General features: G+C 40.0%; 18 protein-coding genes and 1 pseudogene. 16 read left to right on the forward strand and 3 right to left on the reverse strand.

Annotation, left to right across the window (positions count from 1 at the left end):
• Positions 1–14: 14 nt before the first annotated feature.
• From AC0VZ4_RS04840 to rpoS, 11 genes are all read left to right on the forward strand, one after another.
• Positions 15–494: a DUF2947 domain-containing protein gene (locus tag AC0VZ4_RS04840; RefSeq protein WP_002958965.1), complete on the forward strand. Its 480-nt coding sequence runs from the start codon at positions 15–17 to the stop codon at positions 492–494.
• A gap of 74 nt (positions 495–568) precedes the next feature.
• A complete protein-coding gene (locus AC0VZ4_RS04845; protein WP_475441074.1) occupies positions 569–1,201 on the forward strand; it encodes a hypothetical protein in 633 nt (210 codons plus the stop codon).
• Between the two features lie 40 nt (positions 1,202–1,241).
• Positions 1,242–1,529, forward strand: coding sequence for a cell division protein FtsB (gene ftsB, locus AC0VZ4_RS04850; protein WP_007376067.1), 288 nt, complete (start codon positions 1,242–1,244; stop codon positions 1,527–1,529).
• On the forward strand, positions 1,519–2,220 hold the full coding sequence (gene ispD / locus AC0VZ4_RS04855; protein ID WP_475441075.1) for a 2-C-methyl-D-erythritol 4-phosphate cytidylyltransferase: 702 nt from the start codon (positions 1,519–1,521) through the stop codon (positions 2,218–2,220). Before ftsB ends, ispD begins: the two co-directional genes overlap by 11 nt.
• Positions 2,217–2,714 carry a 2-C-methyl-D-erythritol 2,4-cyclodiphosphate synthase gene (gene ispF, locus AC0VZ4_RS04860; RefSeq protein ID WP_007376069.1) on the forward strand — a complete coding sequence of 166 codons (498 nt, stop codon included), beginning with the start codon at positions 2,217–2,219 and terminating at the stop codon, positions 2,712–2,714. Before ispD ends, ispF begins: the two co-directional genes overlap by 4 nt.
• Positions 2,711–3,763 carry a tRNA pseudouridine(13) synthase TruD gene (gene truD, locus AC0VZ4_RS04865; RefSeq protein ID WP_475441076.1) on the forward strand — a complete coding sequence of 351 codons (1,053 nt, stop codon included), beginning with the start codon at positions 2,711–2,713 and terminating at the stop codon, positions 3,761–3,763. Before ispF ends, truD begins: the two co-directional genes overlap by 4 nt.
• The gene (gene surE / locus AC0VZ4_RS04870; RefSeq protein ID WP_007376071.1) at positions 3,744–4,508 is read left to right on the forward strand and encodes a 5'/3'-nucleotidase SurE; all 765 of its coding nucleotides are present in this window, start codon (positions 3,744–3,746) and stop codon (positions 4,506–4,508) included. The genes truD and surE overlap by 20 nt, the downstream gene beginning before the upstream one ends.
• Positions 4,498–5,136 (forward strand): protein-L-isoaspartate(D-aspartate) O-methyltransferase, encoded by a 639-nt coding sequence (locus tag AC0VZ4_RS04875; protein ID WP_033028946.1) that lies wholly within the window; start codon positions 4,498–4,500, stop codon positions 5,134–5,136. Before surE ends, AC0VZ4_RS04875 begins: the two co-directional genes overlap by 11 nt.
• 9 nt (positions 5,137–5,145) lie before the next feature.
• Positions 5,146–5,724: a YqaA family protein gene (locus AC0VZ4_RS04880; protein ID WP_033028947.1), complete on the forward strand. Its 579-nt coding sequence runs from the start codon at positions 5,146–5,148 to the stop codon at positions 5,722–5,724.
• Positions 5,725–5,764: 40 nt separating this feature from the next.
• Positions 5,765–6,589, forward strand: a complete 825-nt coding sequence (locus tag AC0VZ4_RS04885) for a peptidoglycan DD-metalloendopeptidase family protein (RefSeq protein WP_475441077.1) — start codon at positions 5,765–5,767, stop codon at positions 6,587–6,589.
• 35 nt (positions 6,590–6,624) lie between these two features.
• The gene (gene rpoS / locus AC0VZ4_RS04890) at positions 6,625–7,599 is read left to right on the forward strand and encodes an RNA polymerase sigma factor RpoS (protein ID WP_475441078.1); all 975 of its coding nucleotides are present in this window, start codon (positions 6,625–6,627) and stop codon (positions 7,597–7,599) included.
• Between the two features lie 94 nt (positions 7,600–7,693).
• On the opposite strand, the gene mutS is transcribed toward rpoS, so the two are convergent.
• Positions 7,694–10,279: a DNA mismatch repair protein MutS gene (mutS, locus tag AC0VZ4_RS04895; RefSeq protein WP_475441079.1), complete on the reverse strand. Its 2,586-nt coding sequence runs from the start codon at positions 10,277–10,279 to the stop codon at positions 7,694–7,696.
• A 21-nt stretch (positions 10,280–10,300) separates the two neighbouring features.
• Between mutS and AC0VZ4_RS04900 the strand changes: the two genes are divergently transcribed.
• Positions 10,301–10,789, forward strand: coding sequence for a CinA family protein (locus AC0VZ4_RS04900; RefSeq protein WP_475441080.1), 489 nt, complete (start codon positions 10,301–10,303; stop codon positions 10,787–10,789).
• Between the two features lie 68 nt (positions 10,790–10,857).
• The gene (recA, locus tag AC0VZ4_RS04905; protein WP_475441081.1) at positions 10,858–11,901 is read left to right on the forward strand and encodes a recombinase RecA; all 1,044 of its coding nucleotides are present in this window, start codon (positions 10,858–10,860) and stop codon (positions 11,899–11,901) included.
• Between the two features lie 297 nt (positions 11,902–12,198).
• Here recA and AC0VZ4_RS04910 read toward each other — a convergent pair whose 3' ends face one another.
• Both AC0VZ4_RS04910 and AC0VZ4_RS04915 read right to left on the reverse strand, forming a co-directional pair.
• Positions 12,199–14,307, reverse strand: a complete 2,109-nt coding sequence (locus tag AC0VZ4_RS04910) for a TonB-dependent siderophore receptor (RefSeq protein ID WP_475441082.1) — start codon at positions 14,305–14,307, stop codon at positions 12,199–12,201.
• A 266-nt stretch (positions 14,308–14,573) separates the two neighbouring features.
• Positions 14,574–15,743: a DcaP family trimeric outer membrane transporter gene (locus AC0VZ4_RS04915; RefSeq protein WP_007376080.1), complete on the reverse strand. Its 1,170-nt coding sequence runs from the start codon at positions 15,741–15,743 to the stop codon at positions 14,574–14,576.
• A gap of 443 nt (positions 15,744–16,186) precedes the next feature.
• Between AC0VZ4_RS04915 and acs the strand changes: the two are divergent.
• From acs to AC0VZ4_RS04930, 3 genes and pseudogenes are all read left to right on the forward strand, one after another.
• Positions 16,187–18,127: pseudogene (gene acs, locus AC0VZ4_RS04920) on the forward strand (acetate--CoA ligase).
• Positions 18,128–18,231: 104 nt separating this feature from the next.
• A complete protein-coding gene (locus AC0VZ4_RS04925) occupies positions 18,232–18,882 on the forward strand; it encodes a response regulator transcription factor (RefSeq protein ID WP_007376082.1) in 651 nt (216 codons plus the stop codon).
• A 152-nt stretch (positions 18,883–19,034) separates the two neighbouring features.
• Positions 19,035–20,360, forward strand: a complete 1,326-nt coding sequence (locus AC0VZ4_RS04930; protein ID WP_475441083.1) for an IS4 family transposase — start codon at positions 19,035–19,037, stop codon at positions 20,358–20,360.
• The last annotated feature ends 32 nt before the right edge of the window (positions 20,361–20,392 follow it).

A 20,392-nucleotide genomic window follows, 5' to 3' on the forward strand; every position in this document is an offset into this window, starting at 1 on the left:
AATTTGCCAATACTATGAACTATATTTCTTTAGATGATTACAAAAAGGCGTGGGTTTTTCGCCACAAAGATTTACCTGTATCTGATGAAGACGCAGCAAAAATAAAGCCTATGAGCGACGAGCGCGCAGCCGTACTTTGGACAACCATGGTGAGCCGTGAGTTTGATCACCCTGATTTTTTTGAAGACACCGATTGGTGTGGCCAAGAAAAAAGCTTTAGCCAAGAAGTAGATTGGCAAGATGCGTGGGAAAATGGCGATGCGCTACCACCAGAAGCAATCTTAACGTTTTTAGATTGGGAAGCTAACACCACGGTTTATTTTTGTATGGCACGCGATAATATTATCGAAACGACGTTTGATGTATTTAAACGCAATTGGCAAAACTTTATGTTTTTAGCTGATGGCAGTTTATTAATTGGTAAAAAGCGTAATACGGTTGTGCAATTTTTAGAATCAGGTAAAGCTAAATTAGGTGAAAAGCCAAGCGCTTAAATTAGTATGTAATGCTTAAAAAGCATTCAGTACTGTGCTATAAAACATTAACCTAAATGTTTTGAGTAGAGCTATTGGTAGCGAAAAATCAGTCACTTGGTGCTCTGCAACAAGTTGAAATTTGGCAAACTGATGCGCAAAAAGTGTTATATGCACAATTGTGCAATGCATTTTATCAGCGTGAGGTTTTGCGTTTAGTCGCAGAGCCTAATGCTGATAAGCTACGTTGGCAGTTAAAAAGCCTACCCTATTATATTGAGCGAGCGGCAACGTTAGTTGCCAATGGTGACACACCTTTTACGTTGGACTCGCAAAATGGGTCTTGGCTTGAAAAACAAAAACCGACACCACCCGATGTGAATGTTCAAGCTAATGAACTTTTTTATCAAACACATGCCAAAGTGGGGTTAATAGTGCCTGTTATATTGCATGGCTACGATCAGGTGCGCCTGAGAATAGACAGTATCGATCAGTTAGACGAAAATAAGCTGCATTGTAACGAGCTAGGTTGGTTTGATTTTTTAGGTAATGGGCTTGAGCAGCAAAACGCTCAGTTAATAAAGCCAAGTAAGGTAAGTTTTACCGCAGCTTGTTGTGGGCATCAATGGCAGTTTTCAAAGCGCTGCTCACCACGGCTCTTATCACTACGCGAAATGCTTTTAGCGGGTAGTATTAATTGGCGCAATTTAAAGCGTCCTTTAGCTTAATAAAGTTAAGGTATTCGGGATTTAAAATAAGGAGTGTTAAATGCGATTTTTTCAAGCTTGCTTATTGTGCTTAGCACTGTTTGTGCAATATAGATTATGGTTTGGTCATAATGGCGTACAAGACTACACGCGATTAAAAGGTGCTGTCGCATCACACCAACACACTAACGAAAAGCTTATTAAACGAAATAAAGTGCTTACAGCTGATATAGAAGATTTAAAGCTTGGCCAAGAAGGTATTGAAGAGCGTGCACGCAACGAATTGGGAATGATTAAACCGGACGAAACATTTATTCGTGTTTTACCGGGCAAACAATATGACAAATAAACAGACTATTGCAGCAATTGTACCTGCTGCAGGTGTTGGCAGTAGAATGCAGCACAATGCGCCTAAGCAATACATACAATTAGCGGGTAAAACCATTTTAGAACACACCTTAGCTAAACTTTCTCAATTACCTAAATTAAGCACTATTGTTGTTGCTCTTAGCGACAGCGACCCCTATTTTGACGAGCTTTCATTCGTTGATAAACGCATTGTTCGCGCCAGTGGCGGAAATGAACGTGCCGATTCAGTGCTCAATAGCTTACTTTTTTTAGCGCCCAATCCTCCAGCATGGGTGCTGGTACATGATGCTGCACGCCCGTTAGTTAATATTAGTGATATAGAACGCTTAATTGATGAATGCATGTGTGCTGACGAAGGTGGTATTTTAGCTAGTAAAGTAAAAGACACCATAAAGCGTGGCCACACACATGCCCTACAAACTGTGCCACGAGACGATTTATGGCAAGCACTTACCCCACAATTTTTTAAATATGACGAGCTTAAAAATGCACTTCAAAACGCATTAGCAAGTGGGGCAACTATTACCGATGAAGCCAGTGCTATTGAATGGGCGGGCAAACCGGTAAAGCTTGTGGCAGGGCGCAGCGACAATATTAAAATAACCACACCAGAGGATTTAGATTTGGCTGGGTTTTTATTACATAAACAACAAAACGAGAGTGCATTATGATACGAATTGGCCATGGTTTTGACGTACATAAATTTGGCGGCGAAGGCCCGTTAACTATTTGTGGTGAAAAAATTGATTACCCACAGGGCTTTTTAGCGCACTCCGATGGCGATGTTGCTATTCATGCATTATGTGATGCTATTTTAGGCTCCCTTGCTATGGGTGATATTGGTAAGCACTTTCCCGATACAGCTAGTGAGTATGAAAATATCGACAGTCGTATTTTACTTCGCCATGTGGTGGGCTTAGCTAAAGAGCAAGGTTATGTACTTGGCAATGGCGATGTGACTATTGTTGCGCAAGCGCCAAAAATGCTGCCACATATTCAAGCTATGCGTGCTAATTTAGCCAGTGATTTAAATTGTGACCTTTGCCAAATTAACGTTAAAGCCACTACCACTGAAAAGCTAGGCTTTGAAGGGCGCAAAGAAGGTATTTCGAGCCATGCGGTGGTTATTATGAGTAAAGAGCTTGCGAGTACAAAAAACGCATGAGCGATTTAAATTATTTATACGGTGCACCGCTTTCTAAAGCTGATTTTAAAACCACTGCTGAAGACTTTATGGTTGATGAAGACTTAGGTATAGAATTTACCGGCAGTGGCGAACACGTGTGTTTGCAGGTGGTTAAAAAAGGCGAAAACACGCAATACGTTGCAAAGCTAATTGCGCAGCGTGCGGGTGTTTCACCGCGAGACGTAAGTTACGCAGGCATGAAAGATCGCCACGGTGTGTGCTCGCAGTGGTTTAGTGTAAAAGTACCGATTAAAAAGCCTATCGATTTTAGCGACTTGAATAGCGAGAGTATTTTTATTGTTTCGCAACAGCGCCACGACCGTAAGTTACGTACGGGCTGCCACAAAGGTAATAAATTTACTATTACGCTTCGTAATGTAACCAAGCCTCTTGATATTCTATGCCGTATTAACGCAGTACGCGCAGGCGTGCCTAATTACTTTGGCGAGCAGCGCTTTGGTCATGGTGGTCATAACTTAGTTATGGCTGAAAAAATGTTTGCCGGTGAGCGTATTCGCGATAAAAAGTTGCGCGGTATTATTATTTCAGCAGCACGATCGCATGTATTTAATCAGTTAGTGAGCCTGCGTGTAAAAGAGCATGGTTTAGCTAAAACAATGCACCGTGAAGTATTTATGCTCAGCGGCAGTAATGCATTTTTTGAAGATGCGATTAACGATGAAAACATTGAGCGATTAGCCACTGGCGATATTATGATGTCGGCACCTATGGTGGGTAAAAGTGAAAAAGGCTTAACCGAGCAAGAAAAAGTATGGCTTGTACCTTACCAAGCATGGTGCGATGGCTTGGGTGAACTCGGCCTTAAAAATGAGCGCAGAATGCTGCGTTTAATTCCGCAAAACTTAACGGTTGAGACCATAGATGAAACGAGTTTAAAGCTGAGTTTTGGTTTGCCTAAAGGATGTTTTGCAACCGCATTATTACGCGAGCTGGTGGATTATACAGATGCAAGCCCACGAGAGCGCAAAGAAAAGGATAATGGCATAAATGAAGATACTGTTAAGTAACGATGATGGCGTAAATGCCAAAGGCATTGCGGTTTTATATCAGGCGCTTATACAAATTGCAGAGGTAACTCTTGTTGCGCCCGATCGTAACTGCAGTGGCGCAAGTAATTCTTTAACATTAATGAACCCACTACGAGCGACGACACTCGAAAATGGTTTTATGTCGGTTAATGGCACGCCTACAGATTGTGTACATTTAGGTGTAAATCAGTTGGTTGATGAAAAACCAGATCTAGTTGTTGCTGGTATTAATCATGGTGCCAACTTAGGTGACGACACGCTGTATTCTGGCACAGTGGCTGCCGCGACTGAAGGACGTCATTTGGGCTTACCTGCAATTGCGGTATCGCTTTGCTCACATAAAGGCGAGCATTTTGAAACAGCCGCTGCTGTTACCGTAAATATTATTAAGGGCTTGGCTTCGCATCCGCTTCCAAAAGATCAAATAATAAATATTAATGTGCCAGATATTCCACTAAGTGAATTAAAAGGGGTGCAAGTAACACGTTTAGGCGCTCGTCATAAAGCCGAAACCATGACCAAACAAACGGATCCCTGGGGTCGTGATATTTATTGGTATGGATCGCTTGGCACCGAAAGTGATGCAGGTGAAGGCACCGACTTTTACGCAATCAATAATGGCTATGCCTCAGTTACGCCATTAAGTGTTGATATGACCGCTAAAGATAGCTTAGAAGCGGTAGGAGACTGGCTTGCCGATTTGGAGATAAACCGTGCTCGCTAATTATACGCGCAGCGCCAAAGCGTTATCTGATTTACTACAGCGCGAAGGCGTAGAAGATACCCAAGTGCTTAGTGCTATTGCGAATATTCCGCGCCATGTTTTTATTGATGACGTGTTGCAACATAAAGCGTATGAGAATACAGCGTTACCCATCGGGCAGGGGCAAACTATATCGCAACCTTATATTGTTGCCCGTATGACTGAGCTACTTCGCCTTGCGGGTGTTCGCAATAAAGTACTGGAAATTGGTACTGGGTCTGGTTACCAAACTGCAATTTTAGCTAAAACGTTCACTAAAATTTATTCAGTTGAGCGTATCAAAGCCTTGCAATGGCAAGCCAAACGCCGGTTACATCAACTCGATTTATATAATGTGTCGATGAAGCATGGTGATGGCTGGCAAGGTTGGCAGTCACAAGCGCCGTTTGACGGTATTATAGTGACGGCTGCGGCCTCTAAAGTGCCAAAAGATTTACTTGCTCAATTGGCTGATGGTGGCGTGTTATTAGCCCCAATTGGTGAAAGTGATCAAAAATTAATAATGGTTATTCGCAACGGCGACGATTACACAGAACATGTTATTGCACCAGTTAGGTTTGTACCACTGGTACCTGGCGATATTGAATAGGAATTCATTTTGAAGTTGTTTACTAAGTTATATGATATGGCCCTTGTATGGGCCAAGCATCGCCATGCCGAGCGTTATTTGGCTGCAATGAGCTTTGCTGAGTCTGTTTTTTTCCCAATCCCACCTGATGTTATGCTTGCGCCTATGTCGCTTGCTCAACCTAAAAAAGCATGGCGCTTTGCAAGTTTTGCCACAATCGCATCGGTTGTTGGCGGAATAATTGGGTATTTACTCGGCTTTTGGTTATTTGAACCCGTTGTTGAGCCATTAATTGCACAAATGCACTGGCAAGAAAAGTTTGATGTCGCATTAAACTGGTTTAAAGATTACGGTGTTTGGGTTGTTTTTTTAGCTGGTTTTTCACCTATACCTTATAAAGTATTTACGATTGGCGCGGGTGTTTTACAAATGGCCTTTTTGCCTTTTTTAATTGCATCTGCCATCGGGCGCGGTGCGCGATTCTTTTTAGTTTCAGCTTTAATGAAGTGGGGCGGAGCTAAGATGGAGCAAAAATTACGTCAATATATTGAAATACTTGGTTGGGGATTAGTAGTATTAATTGCAGTAGCGTACTTTTTGTTGCGTTAAGCTTTATAAAATAACTTTTTTACATAAGGAGCTAAATACAATGAATAAACAATTTATGCGTTATGTTGCTTTATTTATTAGTATTTTGCTTTTTGGCTGCTCGTCTCGTCATGTTCCAGCACCAGTCAGCAGCCTAAATAATAATGTTAACTATTTAGATCATAAAATTAACATTAGTGGTAATAAGTATAAAGTTCAAAAAGGAGATACTTTATATTCAATTGCTTTTAGTGCAGGTCAAGATTTTCGTAAATTAGCAAAAAACAATTCTATTTCATCACCTTATGTAATATATCCTGGACAAGATATCTCTTTAATACCATTGCAGTCAGAAAATAAAAAGTCGAAAAAATATACGAATTCGAGTAAAAAGTCTAGAAAAAGCACACAAAAAAATAACAAAAAATTAAAGAAAGAGCTTGATCAGCCAAAACAACGAGAGTATGTTCAAAAACAAGCCAGTAACAAAGTTAGTAATAAAAAGTATTTGTCGAGTAGTAAGGTGAAGTGGTTTTGGCCAGCAAAAGGTAAAATTACTAAACGCTTTTCTAATAAGGAAAACGGATACAAAGGCTTACAGATTACTAATAAAAAAGGGGCTTCAGTATTAGCCGCGGCACAAGGAACGGTGGTGTACGCGGGTAACGCACTTCGAGGTTATGGTAGTTTAATCATATTGAAACATAATGATGATTACCTAAGTGCTTATGCACATAACTCGAAATTACTTGTTAAAGAAAAGCAGAAAATTAAGGCTGGACAAAAAATAGCAGAAATTGGTAATTCAGAATCTTCGGTTACGGCACTTCGTTTTGAAATTCGCTACCGAGGGCAAGCTGTCAATCCTGCTAAATACCTACCCTAATTTTTAGGTATTGATAATTGCTCTGGAGAAGGCTTATGGCTAACACTGCAAAACTTGACACAAATAATACGAATGACGAAAAGTTTGATGACACCGCCGTTGAAGAAACCACATCACTACTTGAAAAGGTAGACGAAGAAGATATTTTTGCCAAAGAAGAAGTCACTAAAAACTTAGATGCCACACAACTTTATTTAGGCGAAATTGGCTTCTCTCCACTATTAAGCGCAGAAGAAGAAGTATTTTTTGCACGAAAATCACTTAAAGGTTGTGACGCCTCTCGTAAACGCATGATTGAAAGCAATTTACGCTTGGTTGTTAAAATAGCTCGCCGATATAATAACCGTGGCCTTGCCTTACTTGATTTAATTGAAGAGGGTAATTTAGGTTTAATCCGCGCTGTTGAAAAATTTGATCCTGAACGTGGCTTTAGATTCTCAACTTACGCGACATGGTGGATACGTCAAACGATTGAACGTGCCATTATGAATCAAACACGTACGATACGTTTACCTATCCATGTAGTTAAAGAGCTTAATGTTTATTTACGTACAGCGCGTGAGTTAACTCAAAAGCTTGACCATGAGCCAACAGCTGACGAAATTGCAGCTTGCCTAGACAGACCCGTTGAAGACGTTACTAAAATGCTACGTTTAAACGAAAGAATTGCATCAGTAGACATGCCTATTGGTGGCGAAAACGACAGTGTACTACTTGATATCATCCCTGATGAAAAAAGTGCTGGTCCTGAAGGCGAAGTACAAAATAATGATATTAATAAACATATTGTAGATTGGTTAGGAGAATTAAACCCTAAACAACGCGAAGTGTTAGCACGTCGATTTGGACTGCTTGGCTATGAGCCATCTACACTTGAAGATGTAGGCCGCGAAATAGGCTTAACACGTGAACGTGTAAGACAAATTCAGGTAGAAGCATTACGTCGTTTAAAAGACATTTTGCAACAAGAAGGTTTAAGTACAGACAGCTTATTTAATCAGTTTTCGTAGCTAGTTAAATAGTTTAAGAGACTATTATGTGTGTTAAAAAGCCGAAGAATTTATTCTTCGGCTTTTTTTATGCTTGTAAATTAGATGACATAAATTACAACAATGCTTTTAGTTTATATAACAAATCGTGTGCTTGGCGTGGCGATAAGTTATCAGGGTCGATTGCGCTTAACTGCTCTTCAACTTCTGAAGGTGTACTTTGTGCAATTTCGTTATTAAAAGTAAAGGCTTGTTGTTCTGTATTTGGTGCAGTGACGCTTTGGTGATTTTCAAGCAACTTAAGTTTTTGCTTTGCTTGTGCAATCACAGCTTTTGGCACACCTGCAAGAGCGGCTACTTGTAAACCAAAGCTTTTGCTTGCTGCACCGTCGAGAACTGTATGCATAAATGCAATCGTGTCGTTATGTTCTATTGCATCAAGATGCACGTTTACAAGGCCCGTGGTTTGCTCAGCAAGTTCTGTTAATTCAAAGTAGTGCGTAGCAAACAATGTTTTAGCAGATATTTTTGATGCTAAATGATCGGCTGTTGCATACGCAAGCGAAAGCCCATCGTAGGTACTTGTACCACGACCAATTTCATCCATTAATACTAAAGACTGCGCAGTCGCATTATTTAAAATGGTTGCTGTTTCGGTCATTTCTACCATGAAGGTTGAACGCCCTGATGCTAAATCATCGCTTGCACCAATACGTGTAAATATACGGTCGATATTACCAATTTTAGCGCTGTCAGCGGGCACATAACTGCCAATGTGAGCCATTAGAACAATAAGTGCTGTTTGGCGCATATAAGTTGATTTACCGCCCATGTTTGGACCGGTAATAATTAGCATTTTACGCTGAGAATTTAACTCTACAGGGTTGGCAATAAACGGTTCTTTCATTACTTGCTCAACAACAGGGTGACGACCTTGTTTAATGCTTATATTGTCGTTATCGCACAATTGTGGTTTTGCATAATTGAGTGCAAATGCACGCTCAGCTAAATTGTTTAAAACGTCCAGATCAGCCAGTGCTGCAGCCATAATTTGTAATTGCTCAATATGTGGAGCAATAAATCTATATAGCTCTTCATATAATTGCTTTTCAAGCGCGAGAGCTTTTGATTGGCTACCGAGTACTTTATCCTCGTGTTCCTTAAGCTCTGGAATAATGTAACGTTCATTATTTTTAAGCGTTTGGCGACGAATGTAGTCGGCTGGTACTAAGTGCGCGTTGGCGCGGCTTACTTCAATAAAAAAGCCATGTACGCGGTTGTAACCAATTTTAAGCGTACTAATACCCGTACGTTCTCGTTCTCGCAGTTCTAGTTGATCAAGAACATCGGTTGCACCTTTACTTAAGTTACGCCATTCATCAAGTTCACTGTTGTAACCCGGGGCAATAACGCCACCATCGCGAATAAGAACAGGTGGGTTTTCTATCACTGCACGTTCTAACAATGCTTTTAAATCAGGGAGTTCAGGCGAGTGCTTGATAATATCTGTTATACGAGGATCATTAGCATCACCTAACAAAGTATGCAGTGGTACAAGTGCTTGTAGTGCACTGCGCAGACGCGTTAAATCGCGTGGGCGAGCAGTACATAAAGCTAGGCGGGCAATAACACGCTCTACATCACCAATCTCTTTTAATGATTCGTGCAATTCACCACAAAGTTGTACATCTAAAATAGCGCTAATTGCATTTAAGCGAGAATTAAGCTCATCTTTATTACGAATTGGTGTATGAATACGACGCTTAAGTAAGCGAGAACCCATTGGCGTTGCTGTTTTATCAAGTACTTGGGCAAGTGTGTTTTCAAACCCGCCCGATAGATTAACGGTAAGCTCTAAATTTTTACGTGTTGCGGCATCTAAAATAACGGCATGTTCGTTGTGCTCAAGCGTAATTGCACGAATATGCGGCAATGCAATACGTTGTGTATCTTTTACGTATTGCATTAGGCAACCTGCAGCAACAAGTGCGCTGTGGGCTTTATCAACACCAAAGCCGACTAAATCTTTAGTACCAAACTGATCGCATAATAAGTGTTGGGCCGTATCTAAGTCGAATTCCCACTCAGGGCGACGACGAGCGCCTTTTATATGCTCAATTAAATGAAAGTTTTCAAAGCTTTCGCTATACAGAAGTTCTGCTGGTGATAGGCGCTGAATAGTTGAGCTAAAGGCTTCGTCGGTGTTTACTTCAACTATGTTGAAACGACCTGAATTAATATCAAGGTAGGCAATACCGTATAAGCCTTTTTTACTTTGCCAAACGCTGGTAAGAAGGTTGTCTTGTCGTTCTTGTAAAAGCGCTTCGTCAGAAATTGTACCGGGTGTAACTATGCGTACAACTTTACGATCAACGGGACCTTTACTGGTTGCAGGGTCGCCAACTTGTTCGCAAATAGCGACTGATTCGCCCATTTGGACTAGGCGTGCTAAGTAGTTTTCTACCGCATGATAAGGCACGCCAGCCATGGGAATAGGGTCGCCACCGGCTTTGCCGCGATGAGTTTGCGAAATATCAAGTAATTGAGCGGCGCGTTTAGCGTCATCAAAAAAGAGTTCGTAAAAATCGCCCATGCGATAAAACAATAAAATATCGCGATGCTCTGATTTTATTTTTAGATACTGCTGCATCATAGGGGTTTGTTGTTTTATAGTGTGTGGTGCATAAAGATCAAACGACATGTATTTACCCAAAGGCTGAATATGGAATTACATCAAGAGATTAAAACACTTGCTGCGCAATTAGGCGCTATTTTAACGGATAAATGCTTATGGATCACTACTGCTGAGTCATGTACTGGTGGCGGAGTTAGTTATGCGCTTACCGATGCCCCAGGGAGCTCGGCTTATATTGACCGTGCATTTGTAATTTATAGCAATCAAGCAAAGCAAGATTTGCTCAATGTAAGTGCAAGTACATTAGCAAAGTATGGTGCTGTAAGCGAACAAACAGTGCGAGAAATGGCAGTAGGTGCTATTAAAGCAACAAACGCTAATATTGCTATAGCTGTATCGGGTATTGCCGGGCCTGGTGGTGCAACTGAAGGTAAACCTGTTGGACTTGTGTGGTTTGGCATACAAATTAATGATAAGTTGCTTACATTTAAACAAGTATTTATTGGTGATAGAGCTCAGGTTAGGTTACAAGCTATTGTATTTACATTAAAAAATGTAATAGATGAGATAAAATAAAAAAATTAGCTTGATACTGTGATTTCATACAGTATACTTGGTTCCATTAGCTGGATTTGGAGAACAAAATGAACGATAACAAACAAAAAGCGTTAGACGCAGCACTATCACAAATTGAACGTCAATTTGGTAAAGGCTCAATTATGAAATTGGGTGATAACAAAGCGTTAAACATTGAATCTGTATCTACAGGCTCATTAGGTATTGATATTGCCTTAGGCATAGGTGGTTTACCTATGGGACGTATTGTTGAAGTGTACGGTCCTGAGTCATCTGGTAAAACAACGCTTACTTTACAAGTTATCGCAGAAGCTCAAAAAGAAGGCAAAACATGTGCCTTTATCGATGCTGAGCATGCTCTAGATCCAATTTATGCACAAAAACTTGGTGTTAACATTGACGATCTTTTTGTATCGCAACCAGATACAGGTGAACAAGCGCTAGAGATTTGTGACATGTTAGTACGTTCAAGCGCGGTAGACGTTGTTATTATTGACTCGGTTGCTGCACTTACACCCAAAGCTGAGATTGAAGGCGACATGGGCGACTCGCACATGGGCCTACAAGCACGTTTGATGTCACAAGCATTACGTAAGCTTACTGGTAACATTAAACGCTCTAATACGTTATGTATTTTCATTAACCAAATTCGTATGAAAATTGGTGTTATGTTTGGTAACCCAGAAACAACAACGGGTGGTAATGCACTTAAGTTTTACGCATCGGTACGTGTTGATATTCGTCGTATTGGTTCTGTGAAAGAAGGTGATGAAGTTGTTGGTAACGAAACCCGCGTTAAAATTGTTAAAAACAAAGTAGCGCCGCCATTTAAACAAGCTGAATTTATCATCATGTACGGTGAAGGTATTTCTAAGCAAGGCGAGTTAATTGACTTAGGTGTTAAACACAAAATTGTTGAAAAAGCAGGTGCTTGGTATAGTTACTGTGGCAACAAAGTAGGCCAAGGTAAATCTAACTCAATTAAATTTTTGAAAGAAAATCCAGAAATTGCAGATGAGATTGAAGGTAAGTTACGCGAAATGCTTTTATTAAAAGCAACTATTGAACCAGAAGATGGTGAAGATAAGTTAGGCGACGACGCAGACCTTTAAGCTGTATCAAAATGAGTTTCTAAGCTTGATTTGACCCGAGCTTTAAAAAAGCGCTAACCAGTAATGGTTGGCGCTTTTTATTGTTAAAAACTTAAAGTAGATAAGATAAAAACGACACATAGAAATGTGTTGTTTGTAATTTAACCTATAAAATCTACGGTTAAATCGCGCATGAGTAGGCACTGCATTAGTAATTACTATACTAAATGAAGAGCAGAGCGATCATACGCTATACGTTTTAATCAGGTAAAAGCATTCTCTAATAGTTAAAGAATGGGCCTTAATTAAAATAGAACTTTAGAAGCGATAAGTTAAGCTAACTTTTCCGCTAATAGGGGAGCCATAAAAACCAACATTGGCTAAGCTAGTAATATGTTTTTCATCTGTGATGTTATCAATGTTAGCTTGAATTGATAAGTCTTCGCTCGCATCCCATCGAGCAAATGCGTTCATAAGTAAATAAGAATCCTGCTTAACATTACTGGCTATATTTTCTGTTTTTGATTGCCATTTGCCGGCTAAACCAAACTGAAACTCAGGTAGTTGAGGCAGCGTATAATCCAATGAAAAATTAACAACATTTTCAGGCTCCCATTCGTGAGAACTATCGCCTGCGTCATCATTTATATCTAAGTATGTATATGCAAATACAGCATTTAGATCATCAGTTATATGTCCGGTTAATTCTAATTCAAAGCCTTGGGTATCTTGATCAGCTCCTTTATAGTAAGTAAATCCAGATGCGTTTAGCCCTGCATAAGTTGCAATATTATCTTGTTTGGCACTAAATACTGCAAAGGTTGCAAGTAGTTGATCATCAAACCATTGAGTTTTCACTCCAACTTCGTAATTAACACCTTTGCTTGGATCTAAAAAGTTACCATCGTAATCGTACTGCTCTTGTGGCTGATAAATATCGGAATAGCTCACATATACATTAACATCATCATTAATTGCATACGTTGTTGCAAGGTAAGGGCTTATCTCACTTTCATCATTATCTATATCAACGCCTTGGCTAAAGCCTGTACGCTCATAATCGATAGCGTTAAAGCCCGCAATAACAAATAAGTCACTTGTTAGGTTTAATTTAGTAGAACCAAAAAAACGCTTCAAAGTAACATCAATATCAGCATACTTGGTTTTTTCACCCCAAATAGGTTCAGCTATCGCATCTAATGCGTATGGAAAAGCAGGCGCCAAGCCATAAGCTTCAGTTGTTGCTGCATCGTAAGAGTTGGTAAAAGAGTAAGATGTGCTTTGCGAAATACTTCCACCAAGCATTAACTCATGTTCTTGACCAAACAAGCTGTACTCACCCTTAGCTGTTATATCAAATAAATCAGCTGAGAATTCTGTATCATATCGTCCTGGAAGACTGACTAAACCTAAATTAGTTTCACTATCAAACATTCCATAAGGGTCATAAAGATAAAGTAATTTGCTTTGATCTTCTGAGTCTTGGTAATTATAAGTTGTTTTAATTTCCCAGTTATTATCAAGTACATAAGTATATTCAATAAAAGCAGTGGTATTAAGAGTGTCCCATTTAGTCCATTCTTGAGTTGGGCTCGCACTTACGTCCCACTCTGCTTGTGTACCATCGGCATATGAAAGCGGTAATCCTCCCCACATTGTTCCATCTGTATTTGCATCTTGATGTGAAGCACCAAATGAAAGTGTCGAATTACCAGTAAGTTGCCCATCAACTACAGCAGAGAAGTAAGTACGATCATTTTCTAAACCATCAAGGTATGAATCTGATCCTTCTACAGCACCAATAGCACGTGCAGCCCAGCTACCAGAATCTGTTAACAAAAATGAATAATCAGCTTGTAAGCGCTTTAAACCATAAGTACCTACAGAGATACCTACTTCACCTTCATTTTCATTTGTTGGGCGCTTTCGAACATAGTTAATAGTGCCCGCAGCATTACCTACACCTGTTAATTGCCCATTAGCACCACGAATAACTTCTATTTTCTCATAACCATAGCTTTCCATAGCACCAGTAACAAGACCCCAATTATTAGGTAGACCAACACCATCAACTTGAGTACTTTTAATATCAAAACCGCGAGAAGTATATCGTGTGCGGTTAGTTTCACCTTGTTCAACAGTAATACCCGTGGCCATTTTCAATGCATCATTAATACTATTTGCTGCAAAGTTTTGAAGTTGCTCTGCGCCAATTACACTAATCGATTGTGGTGTTTCGTTAAGCTCCATTGTTAAACCGGTAGCACCTTTGCTAACGCGATCTTGGCGTACACCTACTATTAATATTTCTTCCATTTTTTCATTATTATTTTCAACTGTATTCTTAGTTGATGTTTCTTGCGCTTGAGCTGAAAAACCCATGGCTAAAACTAAAGAAGAAAGTGCAAAAGTGCGATTGAGTTTCATGTTTTCCCTTAATTAATATTCAATATTATTTGAATTTATATAAATAATTAGGGCATTCTACTAGTTAGAATTAAAAAACTCAAACAAAAACCATTATCATTTGCAGGCGCGTTAACATTTTTTTAGGGTAAATTACTTAGTCTGTAAATAATATTATGATTAGGATAAACGATACAGCTTATAAAAATATGCTTTGTTTTTAACTTAAATTGAATTATTAAAAAAGCGGCCAAGGCCGCTTAAGGAAGTAATTAGATTTTTAGCTATTAAAAAGAGTATTTAACAGAAAATTGTAAACGGTCTAAATCACCATCAACGCCGCTTTCAGTTTCTCGCTCAGCATGCTTTAGTTCAGCGCCAAATGTTAAGCGTTTAACGGGGGAGTATAAGATATTTGCGCTGTAGCTTTGGCTTGATTCTGTAGGATCACCAGAGATAGCGAGTAAATCGGTATTGTTATCAGCAGAGAAGAAAGAGTATAAGAACGTTGAACGCCACTGACTGTTCCATTTATGCTGGTAAGCTACAAAACCTGATGTAGAATCAATAGCATCAAGATCATCACCATCAAGAACAGCGCCATGTGCTACGTTTAAGCCTACATAACGGCCTAAACCTTGCCCTTGGGTAAGCATAAATTTAAGGTTGTCTTCACCTAACTTAACCATACCTGATGCGCTAATGCCAAATGATGTTTCATCAGCGTCAATTTCACCGGCTTTATAAGTAAGTTGACGTGCTAGTGCTGCAACAACGATGTTACCCCAATCAGCTTTGTGCGTATAACGTGCTGTAAAATCAGGTAGTGATGCATCATCAGTGGCAACACGTGTGCCGCCCGCTGTCGTAATTGTACTTTCTGGATTTTCTAATGAAAAAGACCATGCGCCAGTTGTGTATTTAATTTGAGATTGACGCACAAACACAGTGCCTTCAGCTGGGCCTACAAAGTCGAGTGTTTCTGCAAGAGCACCTACGTTTTGAAAGTTTGACCAAGTTTGACCAAATAACCAACCGTCATAAGTGATGAATGCATGTCTAATGCGTGGTGCGTATGAATTTGAAACGCGCTCGTTTCCACCGGCTGCAGACGCTAAAAAGTCAATTTCAATTTTAGTTTTTACCGTTTTACCGTTATCTAATAACGTGGCTGTACCAAAATTAAAACGAGATTGACGTGCGTGCATATCAAAAACTGCATCAGAGCTATTATCATCGCCAACTGTAAGTGTACTTGGTACGTAAAAATCACGACCAACACTTGTGCCTGCTGGTGCACCGGCTGAATAATCACTCCACATAGAGTCAAGTTTAATGTATCCGCCGTAAGTAAATTCGGTATCACCAACCTTTGCAACAGTTGCTGCGTATGTTGCGCTTGAAAGCGCGCAAAGAACAGCACTTGCTGCGAGTGTTTTTAATGGAGTAAATTTCATTTTGGTGTCCTTTATAGGCTACTTGTTTATTACTTTTTATTCATTTATTTTGTATTACTTGCTAAAGGTATTACTTACGAATAAAAAGTGCTTTTTTGCGTGACTTGTCATTACTAATACACATTCTATTTTTATTTGTTAAATAATAGATTAGTTAAGTTTTAGCAAAATTGTTTTATTATTGTACGGCAACACTGTTAAATATGTACGAGATATACTCAATTACCTATTGGTCTATAAGACTAAGGTTTAAGGTATGAGTAGTTTGTATTTACTTACATTTAACATCTTGTATTATTTATGTAAAATAATTAAACCAAGCCAATTATAAACTACAACTGAAGAATTTAAAGGTGTGTACAACTAAGGTCTAATACTTAATAAAGCACTGCTGAGTAATCCTTGATAAGAGCCCAAGGCAAGTAATTTTAATGGAGACTAAGATGTCACAAAGTATCTATCCAGTTCCTGCGCACATTAAAGACGCAACACTCATTGATAAAAATAAATATAATACGCTTTATAAGCAATCTATTGACGATCCAGAAAGTTTTTGGGATGAGCACGGCAAACGCCTCGATTGGTCTACTCCTTACACTAAAGTTAAAAACACCTCATTTGATAAAGGCCATATCAGCATTAAATGGTATGAAGATGGCTACCTTAACGCTTCTTATAACTGTATTGACCGCCACTTAAAAACGAAAGCAGACAAAATTGCGCTTATTTGGGAAGGTGATGATCCTTCTCAAAGTGAGCACATTACTTATCAAAAACTTCATGACGAAGTGGCTAAATTTGCCAATGGTTTAAAAAAACTGGGTGTTCAAAAAGGTGACCGTGTAGCTATTTATATGCCAATGACGCCTCAGGCCATTTACGCAATGCAAGCTTGTGCACGAATTGGTGCTATTCACTCAGTTGTATTTGGTGGCTTTTCACCATCAGCGATTGCCGACCGTATAAGGGATTCGGGCGCTAAAGTCGTTATTACTTCAGATGAAGGTTGACGTGCAGGTAATTGCGTACCATTAAAAGCAAACGTTGATGAAGCGGTAGCGCAAGATTCTGTAACCACAATTGAACACGTTATTGTGCACCAATTAACCGGTGGTGAAGTTGATTGGAATAAGCACGATATATGGTGGCACGAGCTAGTTGCTGACTTACCAGCACAGTGTGAGCCAGAACCAATGAATGCTGAAGATCCTTTGTTTATATTGTATACATCAGGTTCTACTGGTCAGCCAAAAGGGGTGGTGCATACCACCGGTGGTTACTTAGTTTACTCATCAATGACACATGAATACGTATTTGATTTAAAAGAAGATGATGTGTATTGGTGTAGTGCCGATGTAGGTTGGATCACAGGCCACAGTTACATAGCGTACGGGCCATTAGTAAACGGTTGTACTCAAGTTGTATTTGAAGGTGTACCCACTTATCCAACTGCAGGGCGTATGGGCGAAGTAGTTGATAAACACGGTGTGACTATTTTATATACCGCTCCTACAGCAATTAGAGCGCTAATGGCCAAAGGTGATGAGCCAACAGCTTCGTCAAATCGCGATAGTTTACGTATTTTAGGTTCAGTAGGTGAGCCAATTAATCCAGAAGCGTGGACATGGTATTACGAGAGTATTGGTAAATCTAATTGCCCGATTGTTGATACATGGTGGCAAACAGAAACCGGTGGCATAATGATCACACCACTTCCAGGCGCTACTGATACAAAACCAGGTTCTGCAACACATCCATTTTTTGGTATTGCGCCTGCATTATTTGATGCCGAAGGTAATACACTCGAAGGTGCTGTAGATGGTAATTTAGTTATTTTAGATAGCTGGCCATCGCAAGCGCGAACTGTTTATGGCGACCATGAACGTTTTGAACAAACTTATTTTAGCGCCTACCCAGGAGTGTACTTTACAGGCGATGGTTGTCGTCGTGATGAGGATGGTTATTACTGGATCACAGGTCGTGTGGACGATGTATTAAACGTATCGGGTCATCGCTTAGGGACTGCCGAAATTGAAAGTGCACTTGTATCGCATGAAGCTGTAGCTGAAGCAGCTGTAGTGGGTTACCCGCATGATATTAAAGGCCAAGGTATTTATGTATATATTACGCCTAACGAAGGTGTAACTGTAAGCGATGAGTTAACCAAAGAGGTACGTAACTGGGTTCGTAAAGAGCTAAGCCCAATAGCATCTCCAGATATGATTCAATGGTCACCGGGTTTGCCAAAAACACGCTCAGGCAAGATTATGCGTCGTATTTTACGTAAAATCGCTGCAAATGAGCACCAACAACTCGGTGATACGTCAACGCTTGCGGATCCTTCAGTTGTCGATGAACTAATCGAGAACAGATTAAATCGTTAAATGTGCGTTAAAAACTTGATTACAAGTTGATTCTAAACGTAGTATATCGGCTGTCAGTAAGGGTTTTAAACCTAACTGGCAGCCGAATTTATTAGGAGTGAACCATGAGTCAGTTTTTAATAGCGGACGACCATCCGTTATTTCGTGAAGCACTAAAAGGCGCACTGAGCGCAAAATTTGAAGGTTTAGCCGTTTTTGAATCATCCGATTTTGACAGCACATTGCAAGTGTTAAGCGAGCAAGAGGATCTTGATATATTACTGCTAGACCTTCACATGCCGGGTAATGGTGATTTATATGGCCTTATTCGTATTCGAGAAGAATACCCAAGCTTACCTATAGCCGTTGTTTCGGGTAGTGAAGACGTGAATATCGTTTCAAAAGTAATGGGTTACGGCGCTATGGGTTTTATTCCTAAATCGTCATCGTCTGATGATATTGCCAGTGCAATTAACCAAATACTTGAAGGCGATACATGGCTACCAAAAGAGTTAAAAAACAAAGTAGCTGAAATTGAAGGTGAAGATAGAGAAATAGCAGCGCAAGTTGCCTCATTAACGCCTCAACAATACCGAGTGCTGCAATATCTGCACGAAGGTTTACTTAATAAGCAAATTGCTTATGAACTACACATATCAGAAGCGACAGTAAAAGCACACATTACAGCCATATTTAGAAAACTTGGTGTGTACAATCGTACCCAAGCCGTTTTAATTGCCGCTAAATTAAAGCTCGAACCAATAGAGCAGGCATAATTTACATTTAAAAAGTTATTAGCTTATTTATGAGCAAAAAAATGCCAGCAACAATGCTTAATGCCGATCAGTTAAGAAATATTTGACGATCCATTGACCGATCTTCTGGTTAGTTTATAAAGGCTTCTGAATTTATTCAGGAGCCTTTTATTTTGCAACTCACTACCGCACTTTCTCTTGCCAATAGCTACGCACCCAATTCAGAAGGCTTAGGTCAACTGAGTGATTTTTTATGTCCTGAGTTTATCAAACAATGCGCTGAAACCGCTGGTGTCGCGACGATAAGGAAAAGAAGGCTTCCTGTTGAGATGGCCGTTTGGACAGTCATTTGTATGTCGTTTTATCGTGAAGACCCACTGTGGAGTATTGTCAGTAAATTAGGGCTCGCTTTACCAGGTAAAAAAGAACTCGTTGCACCCAGTGCGGTTGTACAGGCTAGGCAGCGGCTTGGGGCTGATGCCGTTAAACAGGTTTTTGAGAAAAGTCAGCAAATGTGGAATGCTGATGCGAACCATCCCACATGGTGCGGGCTATCACTACTGGGTGTTGATGGTGTTATTTGGCGCACACCGGATACTGCTGAAAATCAACATGCATTCTCCGTGTGGAAAAATCAGCATGGTGACACGGCTTTCCCTCAGGTTCGCATGGTGTGTTTGATGGAGTTAACTAGCCATTTATTAATGGGGAGCGCCTTTGATAGTTGTCGTACTAGTGAAATGGTGTTGGCTGAAGACTTAATCGAGGCAACACCCGATAACTCACTGACGTTATTTGATAGAGGCTTCTATTCTCTAGGCTTACTCAATCGTTGGCATCATGCTGGGGAAAATAGGCATTGGCTTCAACCGATGAGAAAAGGCACGCAATATGAAATTGTTCGCTCTTTAGGTCGTCAAGACAAACTTATCAAGCTAAAAGCAACAGCACAAGCGAGAAAAAAGTTCGACGATTTACCACAGAGCATTGAAGTCAGGCTAGTCACAAAAACGGTTAAGGGGAAAGAGGTGAATATACTCACTTCACTGACTGATCCAATGCGTTTCCCTAAGGCTGACATTGTTGACCTCTATAGTGAACGGTGGGAAATTGAACTTGGTTATCGAGAAATGAAACAAACGTTACTGAATAGTCACTTCACGCTACGCAGCAAGAAACCTGAGATGATAGCGCAAGAATTATGGGGCGTAATGTTGAGCTATAACTTGCTCCGATATCAGATGGTGAAAATGGCGCAGAAAAAGTCTGGAATATATGCAAAACACCTGAGTTTTACGACGTGTGCTATTAGTATTATTAACCTTATTCATACAATGTTTATAGAAAATGCAGGACGGATACCTAAATCAATAGAGCAATTACAAGCTCAAGTTGAACATCACATATTACCGATAAAACAGGAGCGGGCGTATCCGAGATGTGTGAAACCAAAACCCAGTAAATACCCCAATAAAAAACGCCAGTCAACTGTTAACTGACTGGCATTAAGCAACAATGCTGGCATTTTTTA

The sequence above is a fragment of the Pseudoalteromonas sp. QJM3NY_22 genome, from assembly GCF_056173065.1.